The 21,668-nt window shown below is 68.3% G+C and carries 18 protein-coding genes; 9 read left to right on the top strand and 9 right to left on the bottom strand.

The window, feature by feature from the left end:
* Positions 1–5 precede the first annotated feature (5 nt).
* The gene (locus JHD82_RS05990) at positions 6–773 is read left to right on the top strand and encodes an aspartate/glutamate racemase family protein (protein ID WP_199135709.1); all 768 of its coding nucleotides are present in this window, start codon (positions 6–8) and stop codon (positions 771–773) included.
* Positions 774–911: 138 nt separating this feature from the next.
* On the opposite strand, the gene boxA is transcribed toward JHD82_RS05990, so the two are convergent.
* The 4 genes from boxA to JHD82_RS05970 all read right to left on the bottom strand — a co-directional run bounded on the left by boxA (position 912) and on the right by JHD82_RS05970 (position 6,514).
* On the bottom strand, positions 912–2,243 hold the full coding sequence (gene boxA / locus JHD82_RS05985; protein ID WP_199135708.1) for a benzoyl-CoA 2,3-epoxidase subunit BoxA: 1,332 nt from the start codon (positions 2,241–2,243) through the stop codon (positions 912–914).
* Positions 2,244–2,269: 26 nt separating this feature from the next.
* Positions 2,270–3,697, bottom strand: coding sequence for a benzoyl-CoA 2,3-epoxidase subunit BoxB (gene boxB, locus JHD82_RS05980; RefSeq protein ID WP_047217550.1), 1,428 nt, complete (start codon positions 3,695–3,697; stop codon positions 2,270–2,272).
* A gap of 38 nt (positions 3,698–3,735) precedes the next feature.
* Complete coding sequence (gene boxC, locus JHD82_RS05975) at positions 3,736–5,406, bottom strand: 2,3-epoxybenzoyl-CoA dihydrolase (RefSeq protein WP_012202014.1); 1,671 nt, start codon at positions 5,404–5,406, stop codon at positions 3,736–3,738.
* Between the two features lie 193 nt (positions 5,407–5,599).
* Positions 5,600–6,514: a helix-turn-helix transcriptional regulator gene (locus JHD82_RS05970; RefSeq protein WP_012202015.1), complete on the bottom strand. Its 915-nt coding sequence runs from the start codon at positions 6,512–6,514 to the stop codon at positions 5,600–5,602.
* Positions 6,515–6,688: 174 nt separating this feature from the next.
* Here JHD82_RS05970 and JHD82_RS05965 point away from each other — a divergent pair, with 174 nt between their 5' ends.
* Genes JHD82_RS05965 through JHD82_RS05940 form a run of 6 tightly spaced genes read left to right on the top strand, consistent with a single transcriptional unit; the run spans position 6,689 to position 12,910 of the window.
* A complete protein-coding gene (locus JHD82_RS05965; protein WP_199135707.1) occupies positions 6,689–8,245 on the top strand; it encodes a benzoate-CoA ligase family protein in 1,557 nt (518 codons plus the stop codon).
* 58 nt (positions 8,246–8,303) lie between these two features.
* Entirely contained in the window at positions 8,304–9,467 is a 1,164-nt protein-coding gene (locus JHD82_RS05960; RefSeq protein ID WP_013799988.1) for an ABC transporter substrate-binding protein, read from the top strand.
* Positions 9,468–9,509: 42 nt separating this feature from the next.
* Entirely contained in the window at positions 9,510–10,382 is an 873-nt protein-coding gene (locus JHD82_RS05955; RefSeq protein ID WP_013799989.1) for a branched-chain amino acid ABC transporter permease, read from the top strand.
* A 3-nt stretch (positions 10,383–10,385) separates the two neighbouring features.
* A complete protein-coding gene (locus JHD82_RS05950; RefSeq protein ID WP_199135706.1) occupies positions 10,386–11,453 on the top strand; it encodes a branched-chain amino acid ABC transporter permease in 1,068 nt (355 codons plus the stop codon).
* Positions 11,446–12,204 carry an ABC transporter ATP-binding protein gene (locus tag JHD82_RS05945; protein WP_126311553.1) on the top strand — a complete coding sequence of 253 codons (759 nt, stop codon included), beginning with the start codon at positions 11,446–11,448 and terminating at the stop codon, positions 12,202–12,204. The genes JHD82_RS05950 and JHD82_RS05945 overlap by 8 nt, the downstream gene beginning before the upstream one ends.
* Complete coding sequence (locus JHD82_RS05940) at positions 12,197–12,910, top strand: ABC transporter ATP-binding protein (protein WP_374191638.1); 714 nt, start codon at positions 12,197–12,199, stop codon at positions 12,908–12,910. Before JHD82_RS05945 ends, JHD82_RS05940 begins: the two co-directional genes overlap by 8 nt.
* 34 nt (positions 12,911–12,944) lie before the next feature.
* On the opposite strand, the gene JHD82_RS05935 is transcribed toward JHD82_RS05940, so the two are convergent.
* The 5 genes from JHD82_RS05935 to JHD82_RS05915 all read right to left on the bottom strand — a co-directional run bounded on the left by JHD82_RS05935 (position 12,945) and on the right by JHD82_RS05915 (position 18,142).
* Positions 12,945–13,790, bottom strand: a complete 846-nt coding sequence (locus JHD82_RS05935; protein WP_199135705.1) for a nucleotidyl transferase AbiEii/AbiGii toxin family protein — start codon at positions 13,788–13,790, stop codon at positions 12,945–12,947.
* Positions 13,787–14,401, bottom strand: coding sequence for a type IV toxin-antitoxin system AbiEi family antitoxin domain-containing protein (locus tag JHD82_RS05930; protein ID WP_199135704.1), 615 nt, complete (start codon positions 14,399–14,401; stop codon positions 13,787–13,789). Before JHD82_RS05930 ends, JHD82_RS05935 begins: the two co-directional genes overlap by 4 nt.
* Positions 14,402–14,508: 107 nt before the next feature.
* A complete protein-coding gene (locus tag JHD82_RS05925; protein ID WP_012202024.1) occupies positions 14,509–14,982 on the bottom strand; it encodes a hotdog fold thioesterase in 474 nt (157 codons plus the stop codon).
* 130 nt (positions 14,983–15,112) lie between these two features.
* Entirely contained in the window at positions 15,113–16,627 is a 1,515-nt protein-coding gene (locus JHD82_RS05920) for an acetyl-CoA hydrolase/transferase family protein (RefSeq protein WP_043789488.1), read from the bottom strand.
* A 207-nt stretch (positions 16,628–16,834) separates the two neighbouring features.
* Positions 16,835–18,142 carry a solute carrier family 23 protein gene (locus JHD82_RS05915; RefSeq protein ID WP_012202026.1) on the bottom strand — a complete coding sequence of 436 codons (1,308 nt, stop codon included), beginning with the start codon at positions 18,140–18,142 and terminating at the stop codon, positions 16,835–16,837.
* Positions 18,143–18,337: 195 nt separating this feature from the next.
* Between JHD82_RS05915 and JHD82_RS05910 the strand changes: the two genes are divergently transcribed.
* Together JHD82_RS05910 and JHD82_RS05905 are read left to right on the top strand one after the other, a co-directional pair.
* Positions 18,338–20,401: an acetoacetate--CoA ligase gene (locus tag JHD82_RS05910; protein WP_199135703.1), complete on the top strand. Its 2,064-nt coding sequence runs from the start codon at positions 18,338–18,340 to the stop codon at positions 20,399–20,401.
* Between the two features lie 88 nt (positions 20,402–20,489).
* The gene (locus tag JHD82_RS05905) at positions 20,490–21,647 is read left to right on the top strand and encodes an acyl-CoA dehydrogenase family protein (protein WP_199135702.1); all 1,158 of its coding nucleotides are present in this window, start codon (positions 20,490–20,492) and stop codon (positions 21,645–21,647) included.
* Positions 21,648–21,668: the final 21 nt, after the last annotated feature.

The following is a 21,668-nucleotide window of genomic DNA, read 5'->3' as shown; positions in this document are numbered from 1 at the left end:
GCAGCATGCAGCAGCAGCTTCAGCCCCCGCGCGCGGTGGGCATTCTCGGGGGCATGGGCCCGGCCGCAGGCGCGGATTTCGTGCGCCTGTTCGTGCAGGCCTGCACGGCGCACCTGCAGCAGCAGGGCCTGCCCGTGCATGACCAGGCCTATCCCGAGCACTGGCTGGTGCAATTGCCCATGCCCGACCGCAGCGCCGCGCTGCGGGCGGACCCGCAGTCGCCCACGGGGCCGGCCCAGCACCTGCTGCAGGGCGTGGGCCGCATGGCGGCGCTGGGGGTGCGCAGCGTGGCCCTGGCCTGCAACACGGCCCATGCCTGGCATGGGCAGCTGCAGGCGCTGTTTCCGCAGCTGCATGTGCTGCACATCGCGCGCCAGGCTGCCCTGCACCTGCAGGCCGGCGGCGCGCAGCAGGCCATCGTGCTGGCCACGCAGGGCACCTATGGCAGCGGCCTGTACGACGCGGCGCTGAGGGAGTGCGGCATCACCGCGCTGCAGCCCGATGCGCAGGGCCGCGCGCGGCTCATGCAGGGCATCTACGACGGCGTCAAGCAGGGCGACATGGACCTGGCCGCGCGCTGCTTCGGCGAGGTGCTGGCGCCGCTGCTGCAGCGCCATGGCGATGTGCCCGTGATCATGGGCTGCACCGAGATCCCGCTGGCCCTGCCGCAGTCGCCGCTGGCGCGCGGCGCCGGGCTGGTGGACCCGGCCTGGATCCTGGCCCAGGCCCTGGCCGACGATGCCTATGGACAGGTCCGAACTCCAGCGCATTAGTTTTTAAGGTGTTGCGCGCCATTCAATAGCTGCCTAGGAACCTGGCGCGGCTCAACTCAGGGACACCGAGGAAGGGCCGCCCCGCACCGAGGGTGTCGTCCCCCTTCGGGGGGAAGGCGCGAAGCGACTCAGGGGGGGTCAATAAGTCTCGAGGTGCAGCCGGCCTTCGCGCTTGAGGCGCGCGCCGACCTGTTCCCAGTCCAGTCCCGATTGCTGCGCCACGTCGCGCAGTGCCAGCACCACGCCTTCCTCCATGCTCTTGATTCCGCAGACGTAGAAGTGCGCGTTGTCGTCGCGCAGCAGGGCCGCCAGGTCGGCCGCACGTTCGCGCAGCAGATCCTGCACGTAGCGCCGGGGCTGGCCGGCCACGCGCGAGAAGGCCAGGTTGTTGTCGATGAAGTCGCGCGGCAGGCTTTGCAGCGGGCCGAAGTAGGGCAGCTCCTGCGGCGTGCGTGCGCCGAAGAACAGCATGAGCTTGCCGCCCTCGAATTTGCCGCTCTTGCGCAGCCGCCTGCGCCATTCGGTCATGGCGCGCATGGGGGCGCTGCCCGTGCCCGTGCAGATCATCACGATGTGCGAGCGGGGATGGTTGGGCATCAGGAACGACTGGCCGAACGGGCCTATGACCTGGACCCTGTCGCCGATGCGTGCGTCGCACAGGTAGTTGCTGGCCACGCCGCGCACGGGGCGGCCCTGGTGGTCCTGGGTGACGCGTTTCACGGTCAGCGCCAGGTTGTTGTAGCCGGGCCGCTCGCCATTGCGCGCACTGGCCACCGAGTACTGGCGCGCCACATGCGGGCGGCCCTGGGCATCGGTGCCGGGCGCGATGACGGCGATGGACTGGCCTTCGAGCACGGGGAACGGCTGGCTGCCGAAGTCCAGCACGATGTGGTGGGTCTCGCTGTCGAAGCCCGCCTCCGTGCAGTTGAGGTTGCCGACCACGGTGGCCGTGACGGGGCTCCTGGGGCCATGCAGGTTGGTGTACGGATGGGCGGCTGACCAGGGCGGCACGGTGGCGCCGTAGCTGGCGCTGCGCAACACCTGGGTATCGGCCTGGTCATCGGGCCGGGCCGCATCCGCACCGCGCGTGGCGGCCGCCGCGATCACGGCCTGGGCCTGGCTCAGGTCCTCGGCGGCGGGCGCGTCCACTGTGTCCTGTGCCTGGGCCCGTGCCTGGACCAGCGCCTCAGGCGGCAGCTCCTCGGGCAGCTCGTCCCAGAGCAGCTGCTCGGCCACGGGATAGGCGCTCGCCAGCGGCACCTTGCGCCAATTGTCGATGGCGCCCGTGGGGCAGGGCGAGACGCAGTCCATGCAGCCGTTGCACTGCTCGGCCAGGACCACGTAGTTGCGGTCATCGTGCGTGATGGCGCCCACGGGGCAGGTCGCCTCGCAGGTGTTGCAGCGAATGCAGATCTCCGGGTCTATCAGGTGCTGCGTGAGGATGCCGTGTTCTACCAAGGCGACTGTCATGGGCGACTCCCTGCTGGCGCGGCGCTTCAGTTGAAGCGCACGTATTCGAAATCCACGGGCTGGCGGTTGATGCCCATGACCGGCGGCGCGATCCAGCCCGCGAACTGGCCCGGCTCCACGCAGCGGCCCATGAGCGAGGCGACGAAGGCGCGGTCGGCGTCCGTGGGCAGCCATTCGGCCTCGCGCATGCGCCATTCCTGCTCGCTGACCACGCGGCCGTCGGGGCTCATGCGCACGCCGGCCAGCGCGCCGATCTGGCGGTTGAAGGCCTTGTGCGGCACGGTGAGGCGGAAGTCGATGCCGGCCTTTTCCATGACCTTGTTCCAGCGGCCCACGCCCGCGTTGGAGTCCTTGATGTAGTCGTCGCGCAGCACCTCGTTGAGCGCGTTGAGCATGGGCACTTCCTTTTCCTGCAGCCTGCCGTCCACCACTTCCAGCACCTTGTAGTGCTGGTCGTGCAGGCGGTGGTCGTCCGCGCGCTTGCCTTCCTCGTAGCGGCCCTTGAGGCCGCTGCTGTAGAAGGTGGCGGCATTGCTGGACTGGTCGGCGCCGAACAGGTCGATGGTCACGCTGTAGTGGAAGTTCAGGTAGCGCTGCAGCGTGGGCAGGTCGATCACGCCGGCCGCGCGCAGGCGGCCCACGTCGTCGGTGCGCAGCTCGTTCATGACCTGGCAGGTGCGCTGCAGCACGCGCGAGACGCCGGACTCGCCCACGAACATGTGGTGGGCCTCCTCGGTCAGCATGAACTTGGTGGTGCGCGCCAGCGGGTCGAAGGCGCTTTCGGCCAGCGCGGCCAGCTGGAACTTGCCGTCGCGGTCGGTGAAGTAGGTGAACATGAAGAAGGACAGCCAGTCGGGCGTCTTCTCGTTGAAGGCGCCCAGGATGCGCGGGTTGTTCTCGTCGCCGGACTGGCGCTCCAGCAGGGCCTCGGCCTCCTCGCGGCCGTCGCGGCCGAAATGCTTGTGCAGCAGGTAGACCATGGCCCACAGGTGGCGGCCTTCCTCCACGTTGACCTGGAACAGGTTGCGCAGGTCGTACATGGACGGCGCGGTCAGGCCCAGGTGGCGCTGCTGCTCCACCGAGGCGGGCTCGGTATCGCCCTGGGTGACGATGATGCGGCGCAGGTTGGCGCGGTGCTCGCCGGGCACGTCCTGCCAGGCCTTCTCGCCCGCGTGGTCGCCGAAGTGCACCTTGCGGTCGGCCTCGGCCGGGTTCAGGAAGATGCCCCAGCGGTAGTCGCGCATCTTCACGTGGCCGAACTGGGCCCAGCCCTGGGGGTCCACGCTGATGGCGGTGCGCAGGTAGACGTCGTAGTCGGTGGAGCCTTCGGGGCCCACGTCGCCCCACCAGTTCAGGAAGTTGGGCTGCCAGCTCTCCAGCGCGCGCTGAAGGGTGCGGTCTTCGCCGAGGTTGACGTTGTTGGGGATCTTCTCGCTGTAGTTGATGGCGCTCATGGTGGGGTCTCCGTGGATGTTTCGGGGCGTGCCTGCGGTCAGACGCGGTTGAAGTCGAAGCCGGCCTTCTGGCCCGTGCCGTAGAGCTTGAGAGCGCCCTTGTCGCCCACGGCATTGGGGCGGTTGAAGATCCAGTTCTGCCAGGCCGACAGGCGCCCGAAGATGCGCGTGACCATGTTCTCGCGGCTGGCAAAGCGCAGGTTGGCCTCCAGGCCCGTGAGTGCATCGGGCGACATGGCGGCGCGCTCTTCCATGGCGATGCGGATCTCGTCGTCCCAGTCGATGTCGTCGGGCGCGGCCGTGACCAGGCCCAGGGCCAGGGCCTGGTCGCCGTCCAGCGCGCGGCCCGTGGCGGCGCGCGCGGCCTCCAGCGGCGCGGCCTCCTCGTAGAAGCGGCGCTGCAGGCGCGACTGGTCGTTGACCAGGGGCAGCAGGCCGAAATTGAATTCGTCCAGCTGGATGCGCGGGGCGCGCTCGGTGTCATCGGGCAGCACCAGCATGTAGGCGCGGTCGGCCGCGAAGGCCAGCTCGGCCAGCATGCCCACGAAGCAGGAGCCGGGCTCGATCAGCGCGAACAGCGTGCGCGAGGACACATCCAGCCGCGCAAAGCTGCGGCGCAGCAGGCCCAGCGTCTCGCGCGCCAGCCAGTGGTCCTGGTGGGCCAGCAGGGCTGCGTCTGCGGCCAGCACGGCGGCGGCATCGCCTTCGGTCTTGAGCAGCCAGGTGCCCACGTCCAGCTCATTGGTGCGCAGGTGCAGGATGGCGTCGTCCAGCTCGCGGCCCATGGCCAGCGGCCACCAGGCGTCGCCGGCCTGCTCGATGGCTTCGATGGTGGCCGGCTGCGGGCCTTGCCCAAGCGTGGGCGCCTTCACGGTCAGCGTGGCGCTGCGGCGCGCGCGGTCGATCTGCACGCTGACATGGCGGTAGTGCAGCGCGTCGTCCGTGGCTTCGCGTTCCAGGCGCGTGAGCGTGATGCCCTGCGCATTGGCGGGGCGCGTGCTGCCCTCGGCCAGGCGCTGCGCGCGCTGGGCCACCACGGCCTCGAACTGCGCGGGCTTGGCCACGGCATCGACCAGGCGCCAGTCCACGGCGCGCTGGCCGCGCACGCCTTCCACGCTGGTGCAGAAGATGTCGGCCAGGTCATGGCGCACATGGCGCTTGTCGGTCACGCGCGTGAGGCCACCCGTGCCGGGCAGCACGCCCAGCAGCGGCACCTCGGGCAGGGAGACGGAGGAGGAGCGGTCATCGATCAGCACGATGTCGTCGCAGGCCAGGGCCAGCTCGTAGCCGCCGCCCGCGCAGGCCCCGTTGACGGCGGCCAGGAACTTCAGGCCCGAGTGGCGCGAACTGTCCTCGATGCCGTTGCGCGTCTCGTTCGTGAACTTGCAGAAGTTCACCTTCCAGGCATGGCTGGACACGCCCAGCATGAAGATGTTGGCGCCCGAGCAGAAGATGCGGTCGCGCCCGCTGGTGACGATGACGGTGCGCACCTGCGGATGCTCGAAGCGGATGCGATTGAGCGCGTCGTGCAGCTCGATGTCCACGCCCAGGTCGTAGCTGTTGAGCTTGAGCTTGTAGCCGGGCCGTATGCCGCCGTCCTCGGCGATGTTCAGCTGCATGCGGGCGATGGCGCCCTCGACGGTGAACGACCAGTGGCGGTACTGGGCGGGCTCGGTGCGGTAATCGACAGTGGGGCTGGACGGGTGCATGGACGGCCTCTTGGATGAAAAATAGTGCAGTCGCAGATACGGTGCAGGCACAATTATGCAGATTCATTCAAAAAATGCACGCAACAACACGCACGATAGTGCGTGTTTTGTTGATATCCAGGGTAAACCCCAGCAGTGCAGGCGAAAAAAATCCAGGCCTGGGACCTGGATGCCGTGGGTTGCTGCCGCCGTCTCAGCGTGCGGGCAGGAACAGTGCCTTCAACTGGTCGAAGCTCTGCTCCAGCGTCTGGCCGCTGGTATCCACCACGTGGTCGGCCTTGGCGTAGAAGCCGGCGCGGCCTTCGAGGATGCTGCGCAGATCGTCCATGGCCTCGGGATTGGCGGCCATGGGGCGGGTGTCGCCCTGGGCCACGACGCGGGCCATGTGCTCCTCGGGCTGGGCCTTGAGCCAGACCGTGGTGCAGTGCGACAGCAGCTCGTTGAAGGTGGCCGGGTCGGAGACGATGCCGCCCGGCGTGGCGATGACCACGTCGCTGTAGATCTGCACGGCCTCCTCCAGCGCGCGGCGCTCGTAGCGGCGGTAGGCGTTGGCGCCGTACAGGTCGTGGATGGCGCGCACGCTGCAGCCGGCAATGCGCTCGATTTCCTGGTTGAGTTCGAGGAAGGGCACGCCCAGCTGCTCGGCCAGCATGCGGCCCAGTGTGGACTTGCCCGCGCCGCGCAGTCCGATCAGGGCGATGCGCGTGTGGCGCTGGCGGTCGCTGGGCGCCGTGCCCAGCAGCTCGCCTGCGGCCAGGCGCACGCGGCGCAGGTCCTCTTCATTGCGGCCTTCCAGCAGTTCGCGGATCAGCAGCCATTCGGCGCTGGTGGTGGTCACGTCGCCCAGCAGCTCGGCCATGGAGCATTGCAGGGCCTGTGCAATATGGTGCAGGACCAGCACCGACACATTGCCCGTGCCGTATTCGAGGTTGGCTAGGTGGCGCTCCGAGACATCGGCCGCCGCCGCCAGGGCGCGCCGCGTCATGCCCCGGCGCGAGCGCAGGCTGCGCACACGCTCGCCCAGCGCCTGCAGCACCTGGTTCCTGGGGGCTTCTGAGAGGGAATCCGCCGCCCCGGCGGACTGGGCTGCCGTCTCGAACTGGTCCATAGAGTTTCCTTGAAGAGGGCGTGAATGATAAACAGTCGGGGTTAACACCAGCCATGCAATATAGTGCTTGACGCTCGGTGGTGTTCTAACTATCTTTCTGATGCACGCACAATATTGCATGTTGTGCGGAAGATCACAAGTCGGGCCGGATGCCCGATGTCGAAGGAGACCCCGATGATCGACTTCACCCAGCCCTTCAATTTCGCCGCGCACCTGTTCGCGCTCAATGAGGGGCGGCCCGGCAAGATCGCCTACATCGACGACCACGGCACGCTGAGCTACGGCCAGCTGCAGCAGCAGGCGCAGCGCATGGCCAGCGGCCTGCTGGCGGCGGGCATCCACCGCGAGGAGCGCGTGCTGCTGCTCATGCACGACCGCCATGAATGGGCCGTGGCCTTTCTGGGCGCGCTGTATGCGGGCGTGGTGCCGGTGGCGGTGAACACCTTGCTCACGGCCGACGACTACGCCTACATGCTGGGCCACAGCCGCGCCCAGGCCGTGCTGACCTGCGATGCGCTGCTGCCCCTGCTGCGCCAGGCGCTGGACCGGGCGCCCAACGAGGTGCGCCATGTCTGGGTGGCCGGCGACGAAGAGGCGGCTCGCGCCGCAGGCTTTGCGCCCCTGCAGCCCTGGCTGGCGGCGCAGCCGCCGCTGCCCGCACCGGCGCCCACGCTGGGCGATGACCCGGGCTTCTGGCTGTATTCCTCGGGCTCCACGGGCAAGCCCAAGGGCGCGGTCCACACGCATGCCAATCCGTACTGGACGGCCGAACTCTATGGCGGCCCGGTGCTGGGCCTGGGCGAGGGCGACATCTGCTTTTCCGCCGCCAAGCTCTACTTCGCCTACGGCCTGGGCAATGCCCTGAGCTTTCCGCTGAGCGTGGGCGCCACCGTGCTGCTGATGGCCGAGCGGCCCACGCCCGAGGCCACCTTCGCGCGCTGGGTGCAGCACCGGCCCACGGTGTTCTTCGGCGCGCCCACGGGCTTTGCGGGCATGCTGGCCTCGCCGCTGCTGCCCGCGCGCGAGCAGGTCAGCCTGCGCATGTGCTCCTCGGCCGGCGAGGCGCTGCCGGCCGAGATCGCCCAGCGCTTCAAGGCGCATTTCGGCGCCGACATCGTGGACGGCATCGGCTCCACCGAGATGCTGCACATCTTCCTGTCCAACCGGCCCGGCGACATCCGCTACGGCACCACGGGCAAGCCCGTGGACGGCTACCGCGTGGAGCTGCGCGGCGAGGACGGCCGCCCCGTGGCCGATGGCGAGGTGGGCGACCTGTTCATCCAGGGGCCCAGCGCCGCCCTCATGTACTGGGGCAACCGCGACAAGACGCGCGAGACCTTCCAGGGCGGCTGGCTCAAGAGCGGCGACAAGTACGTGCGCGACGCCGATGGCTACTACACCTATGCCGGGCGCAGCGACGACATGCTCAAGGTCAGCGGCATCTATGTCTCGCCCTTCGAGGTCGAGGCCACGCTGATGCAGCACCCGGCCGTGCTGGAGGCCGCCGTGATCGGCAAGACCGACGCAGACGGCCTGCTCAAGACCAAGTCCTTCGTCGTGCTCAAGGACGGCTGCAGCGCCACCGAGGCCGAACTCAAGGCCTTCGTGAAGCAGCGCCTGGCCGCCTACAAGTACCCGCGCTTCATCGAGTTCGTGGACGAACTTCCCAAGACCGCCACCGGAAAGATCCAGCGCTTTCGCCTGCGTGAACGCGAGGCCAGCGTCGGCTGAACAGCCCCTTCCGATTCCCCTGACAAAAGCAAGACCCATCCACCACAAGGAGACACGCATGAACACCGATCGCAAACACTGGGCCGTCCTCGCCCTGACGGCCTCCCTGTCCTGCGGCGCATATGCGCAGGACAGGATCAAGGTCGGCTTCATGCTGCCTTACAGCGGCACCTATGCGGCGCTGGGCTCGGCCATAGAGAACGGCTTTCGCATGTTCGTGAACGAGCAGGGCGGCAGGCTGGGCGGGCGCGAGATCGAGTTCTTCAAGGTCGATGACGAGTCCGATCCGGCCAAGGCCACGGACAACGTCAACCGCCTGATCAAGCGCGACAAGGTCGATGTGCTGGTGGGCACCGTGCATTCGGGCGTGGCCATGGCCATGGCGCGCGCGGCCAAGGAAAGCGGCACCGTGCTCATCGTGCCCAATGCGGGCGCCGATGCGGTCACGGGCGCCATGTGCGCGCCCAACATCTTCCGCTCGTCCTTCTCCAACTGGCAGTCCTCCTATCCCATGGGCGTGGTGGCCGCCAGGCAGGAAGGCAGGAAAACCGCCATGACCATCACCTGGAAATACGCGGCCGGCGAGGAGATGACCAATGCCTTCAAGGAAGGCTTCGAGAAGGAGGGCGGCAAGGTCAGCAAGCAGCTCACCGTGCCCTTTCCCAACGTGGAGTTCCAGGCCCTGCTGACCGAGATCGCGGCGGCCAGGCCCGATGCGGTGTTTGCCTTCTTCGCGGGCGCGGGCGCCGTCAAGTTCGTCAAGGACTACCACGCGGCCGGCCTGCACAAGACCATCCCGCTGTACGGCTCGGGCTTTCTGACCGACGGCACGCTGGAGGCCCAGGGCGAGGCCGCCCAGGGCGTGCTGACCACGCTGCACTACGCCGACGAGCTGGGCACGGAGCGCGACCGGCGCTTTCGCTCCGCCTATGCCCAGGCCTACAAGCTGATGCCCGATGTGTATGCCGTGCAGGGCTACGACGCCGCCCAGATGCTGGGCGTGGGCCTGAAGGCGGCGGGCGGCGACATCGCGAAGAAGGCCGAGTTCCGCCAGGCCATCGAGAAGGCCACCATCCCCAGCCCGCGCGGTGACTTCACCATCAGCAAGTCGCACAACCCCGTGCAGGACATGTACCTGCGCAAGGTCGTGGGCAAGGAGAACCAGCGCATGGGCGTGGCCATCAAGGCCCTGGGCGATACCGGCCGCGGCTGCCGCATGTGAGGCGCGGGGCGCACTCATATACGGACGCATACGGACATCGCCATGGACCTTGCCACCTTTCTCGTGCAGTGCCTGAACGCCGTCCAGTACGGGCTGCTGCTGTTCCTGCTGGCCTCGGGCCTGACGCTGATCTTCGGGATCATGGGCGTGATCAACCTGGCCCATGGCAGCTTCTACATGATCGGCGCCTACATGGCCTTTGCGCTGTCCCCGCTGCTGGGCCAGCACTTCATCACCATGCTGCTGGCCGGAGTGGCGCTGACCGTGGTGCTGGGCTATGCGCTGGAGTGGGCCTTCTTCAGCTACCTCTACGAGCGCGAGCACCTGCAGCAGGTGCTGATGACCTTCGGGCTGATCCTGGTGTTCGAGGAGCTGCGCTCGCTGCTGGCGGGCAACGACGTGCATGGCGTGCCGCTGCCCGGCTGGTTGTCGGGCAGCTTCTCGCTGGGCGGGCTCATGAGCTATCCGTGGTACCGGCTGTTCGCCTCGGGCGTGTGCCTGCTGGTGGCGCTGGCGCTGTACTGGGTGGTCAACCGCACGCGCCTGGGAATGATGGTGCGCGCGGGCGCCAGCAACCGCGACATGGTGCGCGGCCTGGGCATCGACGTGAAGCGCCTGTACCGCATCGTCTTCGCCATCGGCGTGGCGCTGGCGGCACTGGCGGGCATGATCGCCGCGCCCATGAGTTCGGTCTATCCGGGCATGGGCGGCAACGTGCTCATCATCTGCTTCGTGGTGGTGGTGATCGGCGGCATCGGCTCGATCACGGGCGCGCTGCTGGCCTCGCTGCTGGTGGGCTTTGTCGATACCTTCGGCAAGCTGTTCTTCCAGGAGCTCAGCGGCATGAGCGTCTACCTGCTGATGGCGGTGGTGCTGGTGTGGCGGCCCCAGGGCCTGATGGGGCAAAGGAGCTGAACAATGGCCGTATCCAATCCTTCTCCGGCCCTGCTGGCGGCCGCCGTGCAGCCCGCAGAGATGCCGCAGCGCGCCTGCCGATGGCAGGCCTGCGCCGTGCCGCTGGCCTGCGTGGCGCTGCTGGCGATGGCCGGCCCCTGGTGGTCGGACTATCTGTCGGGCCTGGTGGTCAAGACCATGATCCTGGCCATCTTCGCGCTCAGCCTGCAGCTGCTGGTGGGCGGCACGGGCCTGGTGAGCCTGGGGCATGCGGCCTTCATGGGCCTGGGCGCCTATGCCGCCGTGCTGTCCGCAGGCAACGAAGGCGGCAGCCTGCCGGCCATGCTGGGCTGGGCGCTGCTGGCCTCGGGCGGCTATGCGCTGCTGGTGGGCCTGCTGAGCCTGCGCACGCGCGGCATCTACTTCATCATGGTGACGCTGGCCTTCGCACAGATGGCCTACTTCGTGGTCCACGACACGGGCATCGGCGGCGGCAGCGATGGCATCTACCTGATGGCCCGGCCCGCGCTGGGCGCCATCGACATGGAAATCCCGCGCGTGCAGTACTACGTGGTGCTGGCCGCCCTGGTGCTGGTCTATGCCTTCCTGGCCGGGCTGCGCCAGTCGCGCTTCGGCGCGGCGCTGGCGGGCATACGCGTCAACGAACAGCGCATGCGTGCGGCCGGCTTCACCACCTACGGGTACAAGCTCGCGGCCTTCGTGCTGGCCGGCATGCTGGCCGGCGTGGCGGGCTTTCTGCTGGCGGTGCGCGATGCCGTGGTCAACCCCGAGCTGCTGTCCTGGCACCACTCGGGTGAGGTGCTGCTGATGGTCATCCTCGGCGGCCTGGGCTCGCTGCGCGGCGCCGTGCTCGGCACGGTGGCCTTCATCGCGCTCAAGGAGGTGCTGTCCACGCATGCCATCGTCGGCCCCATGGCCGACCACTGGCAGCTGAGCCTGGGCCTGGCCATCATCGTGCTCGTGGCCCTGCTGCCGAAAGGACTGATGGGGCTGATCGGGCTGGCGGGCCTTGCACGGCAACGCGCTGGAGTGCACAACGAGGTCCATCACAAGGAGGCCGGACATGGCTGATGCGGCACTGCTTTCGGTGCGCGGCCTCACGCGCCGCTTCGGCGGGCTCACGGCCGTGGGCGGCGTGGACCTGGACCTGCATGAGGGCGAGGTCCATGCCGTGATCGGCACCAACGGCGCGGGCAAGTCCACCCTGGTCAACATGCTCTCGGGCGAACTGGCGGCCAGCGCGGGGCGCATCGCGCTCGCGGGCCAGGACGTCACGCGCATGCCCCAGCCCCGGCGCGCGCGTGCCGGCGTGGGCCGCAGCTACCAGCGCACCACCATCTTTCCCGAGTTCTCGGCGCTGGAGAACTGCCGGCTCGCGGCCCAGGCGCAGATGGCGCTCAGGCCCTGGCAGCTGGGCCTGTCCGCACAGCGCTGCGCGGACAGCCTGCGCCAGGCCCATGCGGCCCTGGAGCGTGCGGGCCTGGCCGGGCAGGCGCTGGCCGTGGCCGGCACGCTGAGCCACGGCGCCAAGCGCCAGCTTGAAGTGGCCATGTGCCTGGCCACCGGCCCGCGCGTGCTGCTGCTGGACGAACCGCTGGCCGGCATGGGCGCCGAGGAGACCGAGCGCATGCTGGCCCTGCTGCAGGAGCTCAAGCGCGGCCACGCGGTGCTGCTGGTCGAGCACGACATGGACGCCGTGTTCCGCATCGCCGACCGCATCACCGTGATGGTCAACGGCAGCGTGGTGGCCACGGGCACGCCCGCGCAGATCCGTGTCGATCCCGTGGTCCGTACTGCGTATCTGGGAGAAGACCATGACTGAGCCCATGTTCGCCATCGACGAGCTGCATACCTACTACGGCGGCAGCCACATCCTGCAGGGCGTGAGCCTGGCGCTGGGCGCGGGCCAGGCCGTGGGCCTGCTGGGGCGCAACGGCATGGGCAAGACCACGCTGATCCGCACGCTCATGGGCTATGTGCCCGCGCGCCGCGGCCGCCTGCGCGCCGATGGCCGCGACTGCACGGGCGCACCGCCCGAACGCATGGCGCGGCTGGGCATTGGCTATGTGCCAGAGGGGCGCGGCATCTTCCCCAACCTCAGCGTGCGCGAGAACCTGGTCATGAGCGCCCGCCCCGGCCTGCAGGGAGAGCGCCACTGGACGCTGGAGCGCGTGCTCGACACCTTCCCCCGGCTCGCGGAGCGCCTGGCCAACAGCGGCGACCAGCTCTCTGGCGGCGAGCAGCAGATGCTGTCCATAGGCCGCGCGCTGATGACGCACCCGCGCCTGCTCATCCTCGACGAAGCCACCGAAGGCCTGGCCCCCCTGGTCGTCGCCGAAATCTGGCGCGTGATCGCCGCCATCCGCAGCACCGGCATCTCCACCCTGATCGTGGACCGCGACTACAAAAAGGTCCTGGCCCACACCGACCGCGCCGTCGTCATGGCCAAGGGCCGGCTGGCGCTGCAGGCCGATTCGCGGGAGCTGCTGGCGCAGCCGGAGCGCCTGTCGGAGTTGCTGGGGGTTTGAGATGGCGGGGGATGTGGAGGACTTCCAGGCGGTATCAGAAGATGCCGCATTGCTGGAATTCCTCTCGCAGCCTTGCCACGACAGGGGCCAGCTCCAGCGCTGCAAGCCGGTTCTTCTTCAGGAAGGCGGCCCACTGCGCCTGCTTGGCCGCATCGCTGCTGAAGCCATCGCTCAATCCGGCAGGCAGGCCTGCGGGCAGCGCGAGTTGGCGGCGCTCGAAGGTCGCTGCCATGGCGCGCCGCAGTTCGGCAGGGTCCAGCGTGCCTTCGGTCATCAACACCCAGAGATCGAAGTAGTCCTTCATCCGGGTATTGGCCATGCCCAGCAGGCATATCGCGTGGAGTTTTTCGGCCACCACGGTGTACTTGGGGTAGCTGCGCAGTTGCGGTGCGGGCAGGCCGTCGAGCAGCACGGGGTAGCGGATGGCTTGTGGCGATGGTGTCACGGCATCGCCGAAGCCTATGTCCACCTGCAGCGTGATGCGTGCACCGTCCAGCGTGGCGCGCAGGTCAATCCGTACTCCGCCATAGCCGGCTTCCTTGCGGATGACGATTCCACGCACCGACGCGGCATCGAAGGCAATGCCGTCGTCCACGGCAATCCCGCAGATCTCGCGGAAAGCGCTCACCGCCGAGTCAACGTCGTCCAGGCCAAAGCCCAGCAGATCGGCGTCGCGGGTCGGCCTGTGCGGCTGCTCGTACCAGATGGCGAACAGCAGTGCGCCCTTGAGCAGATAGCTGTCCGCATGGGGCGAGATGGACAGGCGGTACAGCAGGCGCTCCAGGCCATAGTGGGTGAGCGTGAGGTTGAAGTCCTGCCTGCGGGCGTCCGCGCAGTGCTTCAAACGTGCACGGATCGAGGCTGCGATATCGCGGCTCATGCGGCGATGCTTTCGAGATAGGGGCGTATCACATTGCTGACGCGGTCGATGGCGGCGTAGCGCCAGAGCGCGTCGGCCGTCAGCTTGCGCTGCGCCCATCCGTCGCGCAGTGCTTCCAGCGCCACATCCAGGCCGATCTTGTTGCGGTACTTGAAGCAATCGGCCACGGTCTTCGATGCGTTGAAGACGGCGACACCGACGCCATCGATCTGCAGGGTTTCCACGCCTTCGGACAGTGCCGCACCGGACATGCGGATGGCGCGCAATGCAGGCTGGTCTATGCGGGGCGTGGGCGAGTGATGGGGAATGGCCATCCACACCTCGAAGGGTGCCTGCGTTCCTATGCCGTGGACCCGCAGCGCGGACAGCAGGCAGACCACGCCCTGCGGTACGCGCAGGGCCACTTCCGCCAGCGAGCGGTGCTCGCTGAGCGGCCGGCCCGGCAGGCTGTACAGGCCGCGTGCAACGCGTTCAAGGCGGCCTGCCGCGACCAGCCGGCTCAGCGCCATGGTCGGCAGGCCAAGCGCGGCAAGGTCGCGTGCGCGCAGCAGCGGCCGTTGTTCGGCCAGTGCCAGAACGGCTTGTTCGAGCGCGGAGCCAGGAGCGGGCATGCCGGAGTCTGTTGTATTGATTAGGCAATTATCAATAACTGAAGAAGAAATACAACGGACGACAGCAACGTGACCGAGAGCGCGACGGTTCCCGGTCCATCAAGCGGTCAGGGCTGGGCCGCCACCGGCGGCTGCGCCGCGAGCTTGACGTTCTGCGCATGCGTGGGCGGCAGCAGCGCCATGGTCAGGCTGCAGGTGCAGGTCAGGCGGCCGGTTTCGTCGTGCAGTTCGATGGCCCAGACATGGGTGGTCTGGCCCAGGTGCACGGGGCGGGCCGTGCCCGTGACCCAGCCCTGGCGCGCGGCGCGCACATGGTTGGCCGAGACGTTCAGGCCCACGCTGCGCCAGCCTTCGGGGATGGAGCAGGCCGCGGCCACCGAGCCCAGGGTTTCGGCCAGCACCACGTTCACGCCGCCGTGCAGGATGCCGTAGGGCTGGCAGGTGCGCTGGTCCACGTGCACGCGGCCGCGCAGGAAGTCGTCACCGATCTCGGTGAACTCGATGCCCAGGTGCGAGACGGCCGTGTCGGCGCTCAGCGAGGTGATGTCTTCAAGGGTGAAGCTGCGCTTCCAGATCGGCATGGGAGAAGTCCTGTGGGTGCAACGAAAAAGACGGCCCCGGGGGCCGTCCTTGCATGCTACGCCAGTCCGGGCAGCCATGCCGATGGCTGCCTGTAGCCCAGGAGACTGCGCGCTGGCGCGCTTGCGCAGTTCAGGCGCGCATGTCGCCCGTTTCGACAAAGCGCTGGTGCCAGCTCAGCGCTTCGCCCAGGATGTGGGGTGTGTGCAGCGCGCCCTGGCGCTGGGCGCGGTCGAAGTAGTCCTGCAGCTGGGGGCGGAAGTCGGGATGGGCGCAGCGGTCGATGATGACCTGGGCGCGCTTGCGCGGCGACAGGCCGCGCAGGTCGGCCAGGCCCTGCTCGGTGACGATGATCTGCGTGTCGTGCTCGGTATGGTCCACGTGCGAGCACATGGGCACGATGCAGCTGATCTTGCCGCCCTTGGCCACCGAGGGCGTGACGAAGAAGGACAGATAGCCGTTGCGCGCGAAGTCGCCCGAGCCGCCGATGCCGTTCATCATCCCCGTGCCCATGACGTGGGTGGAGTTGATGTTGCCGTAGATGTCGGCCTCGATCATGGAGTTCATGGCGATCACGCCCAGCCGGCGCACCAGCTCGGGGTGGTTGCTGATCTCCTGGGGGCGCAGGATGATGCGGTCGCGGTAGAAGTCGATGTTCTCCTCGAAGTCCCTGTAGGCGCTGCCGGACAGCGAGATCGAGGTGGCCGAGGCGCGGCTCATCTTGCCCGCGCGCAGCAGGTCCAGCATGCCGTCCTGCAGCACCTCGGTGAAGCCCAGCAGGTTCTCGAACGGCCCCGTCAGCAGGCCGGCCAGCACGGCGTTGGCCACGTTGCCCACGCCCGACTGTATGGGCAGCATCTCCTTGGGCAGGCGTCCCATCTTCATCTCGTGCGCGAGGAAGTCGATGATGGACGCGGCGATCAGGTTGGAGTTGGCGTCGGGCTGGGCGAAGACGTTGTCGCGGTCGCCCTTGTGGGTCTCGACCACGGCGACCACCTTGGCCGGGTCCACGCGCAGGTAGGGCTCGCCGATGCGGTCATCGGCATGGGTCAGGGCAATGGGCACGCGGCGCGGCGGGATGGCCGTGCCGTAGTAGATGTCGTGCATGCCTTCCATCTTGGCCGGCGGCTTGGTGTTGACCTCCAGGATCACCTTGTCGGCGATCTCCAGCCAGGTCTTGTTGTTGCCCACGGCGGTGGAGGGGATGAGGCGCCCGTCCTCGGTCACGCCCAGCACCTCGACCACGGCCACGCTCATGGGGCCCAGGAAGCCGAACCACGCATGCTGGGCCACGTGGGACAGGTGCATGTCGATGAAGTCGATCTCGCCGGCATTGATCCTGGCGCGGCAGGTCGGGTCGGTGTTGAAGGGCAGGCGCTGGCCCAGTGCGCCGGCCTCGGCCAGGGCGCCGTCCATCTCGGCGGCCGTGGAGGCGCCGGTCCAGACATTGATCTTGTAGGGCCGGCCGGCCGCGTGTTCGCTCTTGGCGTGCTGGGCGATGGCCTGGGGCAGGGCCTTGGGGTAGCCCGCGCCCGTGAATCCGCTCATGCCGACGTTGACGCCGTGGGGGATCAGGGCGGCGGCCTGCTCGGCCGTCATGGTGCGCGAAAGGAATTCTGGGAAACGTACGCGGTCTGCGAGGGACATCTATGGCTCCGGCTGACGGCTCGCGCCAGCCGGCAGGGTGCCGCAGCGCTGGCTTGCAAGCCTAAAAAAAACCGCCCCATGCAAGAACGCAAGGGCGGTATATCTCCGGAAACCGATGGTAGCAGCGCTGGCAGCGGCCCTCGGGTTTCCCCGTAAAGGCCCTGCCGCGCAGTCAAAGGTTCAAAGAATGTTTGCGTGTGCTCACATTCAATGAATCAGTGGCTGATCGTCGCGTGCGTGATCCAGCAGCGCGTACAGGATGATGGCGCCGAAAGTCGCGGTCCCGATGCCGCCCAGCGCGAAGTCGCCGAACTTGAGCGTGAAGTCGCCCGTGCCCAGGATCAGGGTGATGGCCGCCACGATCAGGTTCTTGTTCTGCGAGAAGTCCACGCGGTTGTCCACCCAGATCTTGGCGCCGGCCACGGCGATCAGGCCGAACACCACGATGGACACGCCACCCATCACGGGCAGCGGGATCGCCTGGATCAGCGCGCCGAACTTGGGCGAGAAGCCCAGCAGCACGGCCAGGACGGCGGCCACGAAGAACACGGCCGTCGAGTAGATGCGCGTGGCGGCCATCACGCCGATGTTCTCGGCATAGGTGGTCACGCCGGTGCCGCCGGCCGCGCCGCTGACCATGGTGGCCACGCCGTCGCCGATGAAGGCCCGGCCCATGTACTGGTCCAGGTTCTTGCCCGTCATGGCGGTCACGGCCTTGATGTGGCCCAGGTTCTCGGCCACCAGGATGATGACCACGGGCACGATGAGCACCATGGCCGGGCCGCTGAACACGGGCGCGTGGAACTGGGGCAGGCCGAACCAGGCGGCGTTGATCACGCCCGACAGGTCCACGGGCTTGCCCATGCCCAGCACATTGGTGAACAGGCCGTACAGCAGGCTGGCGGCGATCAGGCCCACCAGGATCAGCAGGCGCTGCACCATGCCGCGCGTGAACACGGCCACCAGGCCCACGCAGACGAAGGTCAGGGCCTGCATCCACGACTCGAAGTTGTTGGCCGCCATGTTCTTGACGGGGATGGCCGCCAGGTTCAGCCCGATCACGGCCACCACGGCGCCCGTGACCACGGGCGGCATGAAGCGCTCGATCCAGCGCGTGCCCACCATCTGCACCACCAGGCCGATCAGCGCATAGACCGCGCCGCAAGCAATGATGCCGCCCAGCGCCACGCCGATGTTGCCGTTGGCGCCCTTGCCGCCATAGGCCGTGGCTGCGATCACCACGCCGATGAAGGCAAAGGACGAACCCAGGTAGCTGGGCACCTTGCCGCCCGTAATCAGGAAGAAGATCAGCGTGCCGATGCCGCTCATGAGCACGGCCACGTTGGGGTCGAACCCCATGAGGATGGGCGCCAGCACGGTGGAGCCGAACATGGCGATCACGTGCTGTATGCCCATCAGCCCGGTCTGGGGCCAGGGCAGGCGCTCATCGGGGCCGATCACGCCTCCCCGTTGCAGCTGGTTGGCGGATTTTTCCGTCCATTGGAAAAGGCCCATGTGGCATCGCTCCTTGTAAAAAATTGGCGCGATATTAGAGGCATTTGTTTTCTGGCAGGTGGGGTGGAGCGGAAATTTTTTCCCAGTGTTTGTGCGGAGATACGCGATCCGGCCCGCAGACTTTGTCGCCCAGGTGCCAGGCTAGTGGCTTTCCCGTCTGGGCTCGCGGGCAGCGCGCGCGTACCGTGGCCGGTCATGAGCCACACCCCTGCCTTCATCCCCCAGATCCGCCTGTACCAGGACTGGCTGCGCGAGCGCCACGGCCTGCAGTTCGACAGCTACGACGCGCTGTGGCGCTGGTCGGTCACCGACCTGGACGCCTTCTGGCAAAGCATCTGGGACTACAACGCGCTGCAGTCGCCCACGCCGCACACGGCCGTGCTGGAGCGCAACACCATGCCCGGCGCCCAGTGGTTTCCGGGTGCCCAGATCAACTACACGCGCCAGGCGCTGCGCCATGTGGATGCCGCCCATGCGGCCGGCATGCCCGCCGTGGTCAGCCGCAACGAGACGGGCCGCCACCGCGAACTGTCCTGGCCCGACCTGCGCCGGCAGGTCGCCGCCCTGGCCCTGCACCTGAAGTCCCAGGGCGTGGGCCGCGGCGACCGCGTGGCCGCCTACCTGCCCAACATCCCCGAGGCCATGGTCGCCCTGCTGGCCACGGCCAGCCTGGGCGCCGTCTGGAGCATCTGCGCGCCTGACATGGGCACCAACGCGGTGCTGGACCGCTTCCGCCAGATCGCGCCCAAGGCGCTGATCGCCGTCGATGGCGTGCACTACGCCGGGCGCGATATCGACCGCATGGCCGTGCTGGCGGAGCTGCGCGCGGGCCTGCCCAGCGTGGAGCATGTGGTCCTTGTGCCCAACCTGGACCTGCAGGCCAGCCTGGCCGATGCCGCCGACTACGGCCAGGTCACGGCCCGCGACGACGCGGCCACGGCGGCCTTCGAGCCCGAATGGCTGCCCTTCGACCACCCGCTGTGGATCGTCTACTCCAGCGGCACCACCGGCCTGCCCAAGCCCATCGTCCACGGCCATGGCGGCATGGTGCTGGTGGCCCTGCAGCTCAAGGCCCTGCACAACGACGTGGGCTGCAGCTACCACCCCAACAGCTGGGGCGAGCGCTACCACTGGTACAGCTCCACGGGCTGGGTGATGTGGAATGCCCAGGTCTCGGGCCTGCTGGGCGGCACCACCTGCGTGATCTTCGACGGCAGCCCCGGCGGCAGCAAGGACAGGCCCGACTGGGGCGTGCTGTGGCGCTTCGCGGCCGAGACCGGCGTGACCAGCTTCGGCTCGGGCGCGGCCTTCTACGCCAACTGCATGAAGGCCGGCGTGGACCTGGCCCAGTGCGGCGACCTGTCGCGCATCCGCAGCCTGGGCACCACGGGCTCGCCGCTGTCGCCGGAGGTGCAAAGCTGGGGCACGGCGCAGTTCGCAGGCATGGGGCGGCCTGACATCTGGTGGAACAACATCTCGGGGGGCACCGACTTCGCGGGCGCCTTCATCGGCGGCCACCGCGAGCTGCCCCAGCAGCCGGGCATCATGCAGTGCCGCCAGCTGGGCGCGGCCGTGGAGGCGTGGAACGAGCAGGGCCAGCCCGTCATCGACGAGGTGGGCGAGCTGGTCTGCACCCAGCCCATTCCCTCCATGCCCCTGTACCTGTGGGGCGATGCGGACGGCAAGCGCTACCTGTCCAGCTACTTCGACATGTACCCGGCCGGCCATGGCCGCGCGCCCGGCGGCGGCGACGGCCCCGCCGCCATGGGCCCGGTCTGGCGCCACGGCGACTGGATACGCATCCTCCCGGAGGGCGGCTGCATCATCTACGGCCGCAGCGACGCCACCATCAACCGCCACGGCCTGCGCATGGGCACCAGCGAGATCTACAGCGCCGTCGAGGCCCTGCCCGAAGTGCTGGACTCCATGGTCGTGGACCTCGAATACCTGGGCCGCGAAAGCTACATGCCGCTGTTCGTGGTGCTGCGCCCGGGCGTGGATCTGGACGACGCCCTGCGCACGCGCCTGCAGGGCGCCATCCGCCAGGCCCTGTCGCCACGCTTCGTGCCCGACGATATCGTGCAGGTGGCCGAGATCCCGCGCACGCTCAGCGGCAAGAAGCAGGAGCTGCCCATCAAGAAGCTGATGCTGGGCCAGCCGCTGGACAAGGTGGTCAACAAGGAGGCCATGGCCAACCCGGGCTGCCTGGACTGGTATGTGGGCTTTGCGGCGCAGCATGCCAAGGCACAGGCTGCCTGATATTCAAACGGTATCAGTGGCTCGGTTTTTAATATTGGACTGCGACAGACCGGCTGCCTAGAGTGGGGTCCAACCATGGAGCCCTGCAATGAGCGTGCTTGATTCCCTTGCCCTGACCCGCATCCCCGCCGAGGACGAAGCCCTGCGCGCCGAGGTGCGCGCCTTCCTCGCCCAGGCCATAAGCGGCCTGCCGCCCCATGTGCGTGCGCGCTCCTGGGGCGGCTACAGCGCCGAACTGAGCCGGCAGCTGGGCGAAAAGGGCTGGATAGGCGTCACCCTGCCGCGCGAGTACGGCGGCGGCGGGCGCAGCGCCTTCACGCGCTACGTGCTGGTGGAGGAATACCTGGCCTGCGGCGCGCCCGTGGGCTCGCACTGGATTGCCGACCGCCAGAGCGGCCCGCTGATCCTCAAGTACGGCACCGAGGCGCAAAAGCGGTTCTACCTGCCGCGCATCTGCCGGGGCGAGGCCTTCTTTTGCATCGGCATGAGCGAGCCCGGTGCGGGCTCGGACCTGGCCAGCGTGAAGACGCGCGCCGCGCCGAACGACAAGGGCTTCGTGCTCAACGGCCAGAAGATCTGGACCACCAACGCCCACCACTGCCACTACATGATCGCCCTGGTGCGCACCTCGGGCGAGGCGGGTGACCGGCACAAGGGGCTGTCCCAGGTCATCGTGGACCTGTCGCTGCCGGGCGTGACCGTGCGGCCCATCACCGACCTCTCGGGCGACAGCCATTTCTGCGAAGTCTTCTTCGACAACGTGCAGCTGCCGCCCGACGCCCTGATCGGCCAGGAAGGCCAGGGCTGGGAGCAGGTCACGGCCGAGCTGGCCTTCGAGCGCAGCGGGCCCGAGCGGCTGTTCTCCAGCATCGTGCTGTTCGACGAATGGCTGGCCTGGCTGCGTGCAACGGGCGAGCGCAGCGAAGGCGCGCTGCGCCTGGCCGGCCGCGTGTTCACCGAGCTGGCCCCGCTGCGCGCCATGTCGGTGGCCGTGCAGGACAAGCTGGTGCGCGGCGAAAGCCCCATCGTCGAGGCGGCCCTGGTCAAGGAGTTGGGCACGACGCTGGAGCAGTCCATTCCCGCCGCCATCGCCGATGTCCTGTTCGCACGCGAGGCGTCCGAGGTTCCGCTGGAGCTGCTGCGCACCCTCAACTACGTGACGGAGGTTGCGCCTTCGTATTCATTGCGCGGCGGCACGCGCGACATCCTGCGCGGAATGATTGCGCGAGGTTTGGGGCTTCGTTGACACGAAGCGCCCCCTGAGCCG

This window comes from Delftia sp. ASV31 (assembly GCF_016428765.1).
Taxonomy (GTDB): domain Bacteria; phylum Pseudomonadota; class Gammaproteobacteria; order Burkholderiales; family Burkholderiaceae_C; genus Comamonas; species Comamonas acidovorans.
Note: the sequence above shows the minus strand (reverse complement) of the source record. Positions and strands in the feature narration are given on the sequence as shown.

Excerpts from the sequence above, each read along its gene's own strand:
- JHD82_RS05990 (WP_199135709.1), top strand. The coding sequence starts at position 6 with ATGCAGCAGCAGCTTCAGCCCCCGCGCGCGGTGGGCATTCTCGGGGGC.
- boxA (WP_199135708.1), bottom strand. The coding sequence starts at position 2,243 with ATGACAGTCGCCTTGGTAGAACACGGCATCCTCACGCAGCACCTGATA.
- boxB (WP_047217550.1), bottom strand. The coding sequence starts at position 3,697 with ATGAGCGCCATCAACTACAGCGAGAAGATCCCCAACAACGTCAACCTC.
- boxC (WP_012202014.1), bottom strand. The coding sequence starts at position 5,406 with ATGCACCCGTCCAGCCCCACTGTCGATTACCGCACCGAGCCCGCCCAG.
- JHD82_RS05970 (WP_012202015.1), bottom strand. The coding sequence starts at position 6,514 with ATGGACCAGTTCGAGACGGCAGCCCAGTCCGCCGGGGCGGCGGATTCC.
- JHD82_RS05965 (WP_199135707.1), top strand. The coding sequence starts at position 6,689 with ATGATCGACTTCACCCAGCCCTTCAATTTCGCCGCGCACCTGTTCGCG.
- JHD82_RS05960 (WP_013799988.1), top strand. The coding sequence starts at position 8,304 with ATGAACACCGATCGCAAACACTGGGCCGTCCTCGCCCTGACGGCCTCC.
- JHD82_RS05955 (WP_013799989.1), top strand. The coding sequence starts at position 9,510 with ATGGACCTTGCCACCTTTCTCGTGCAGTGCCTGAACGCCGTCCAGTAC.
- JHD82_RS05950 (WP_199135706.1), top strand. The coding sequence starts at position 10,386 with ATGGCCGTATCCAATCCTTCTCCGGCCCTGCTGGCGGCCGCCGTGCAG.
- JHD82_RS05945 (WP_126311553.1), top strand. The coding sequence starts at position 11,446 with ATGGCTGATGCGGCACTGCTTTCGGTGCGCGGCCTCACGCGCCGCTTC.
- JHD82_RS05940 (WP_374191638.1), top strand. The coding sequence starts at position 12,197 with ATGACTGAGCCCATGTTCGCCATCGACGAGCTGCATACCTACTACGGC.
- JHD82_RS05935 (WP_199135705.1), bottom strand. The coding sequence starts at position 13,790 with ATGAGCCGCGATATCGCAGCCTCGATCCGTGCACGTTTGAAGCACTGC.
- JHD82_RS05930 (WP_199135704.1), bottom strand. The coding sequence starts at position 14,401 with ATGCCCGCTCCTGGCTCCGCGCTCGAACAAGCCGTTCTGGCACTGGCC.
- JHD82_RS05925 (WP_012202024.1), bottom strand. The coding sequence starts at position 14,982 with ATGCCGATCTGGAAGCGCAGCTTCACCCTTGAAGACATCACCTCGCTG.
- JHD82_RS05920 (WP_043789488.1), bottom strand. The coding sequence starts at position 16,627 with ATGTCCCTCGCAGACCGCGTACGTTTCCCAGAATTCCTTTCGCGCACC.
- JHD82_RS05915 (WP_012202026.1), bottom strand. The coding sequence starts at position 18,142 with ATGGGCCTTTTCCAATGGACGGAAAAATCCGCCAACCAGCTGCAACGG.
- JHD82_RS05910 (WP_199135703.1), top strand. The coding sequence starts at position 18,338 with ATGAGCCACACCCCTGCCTTCATCCCCCAGATCCGCCTGTACCAGGAC.
- JHD82_RS05905 (WP_199135702.1), top strand. The coding sequence starts at position 20,490 with ATGAGCGTGCTTGATTCCCTTGCCCTGACCCGCATCCCCGCCGAGGAC.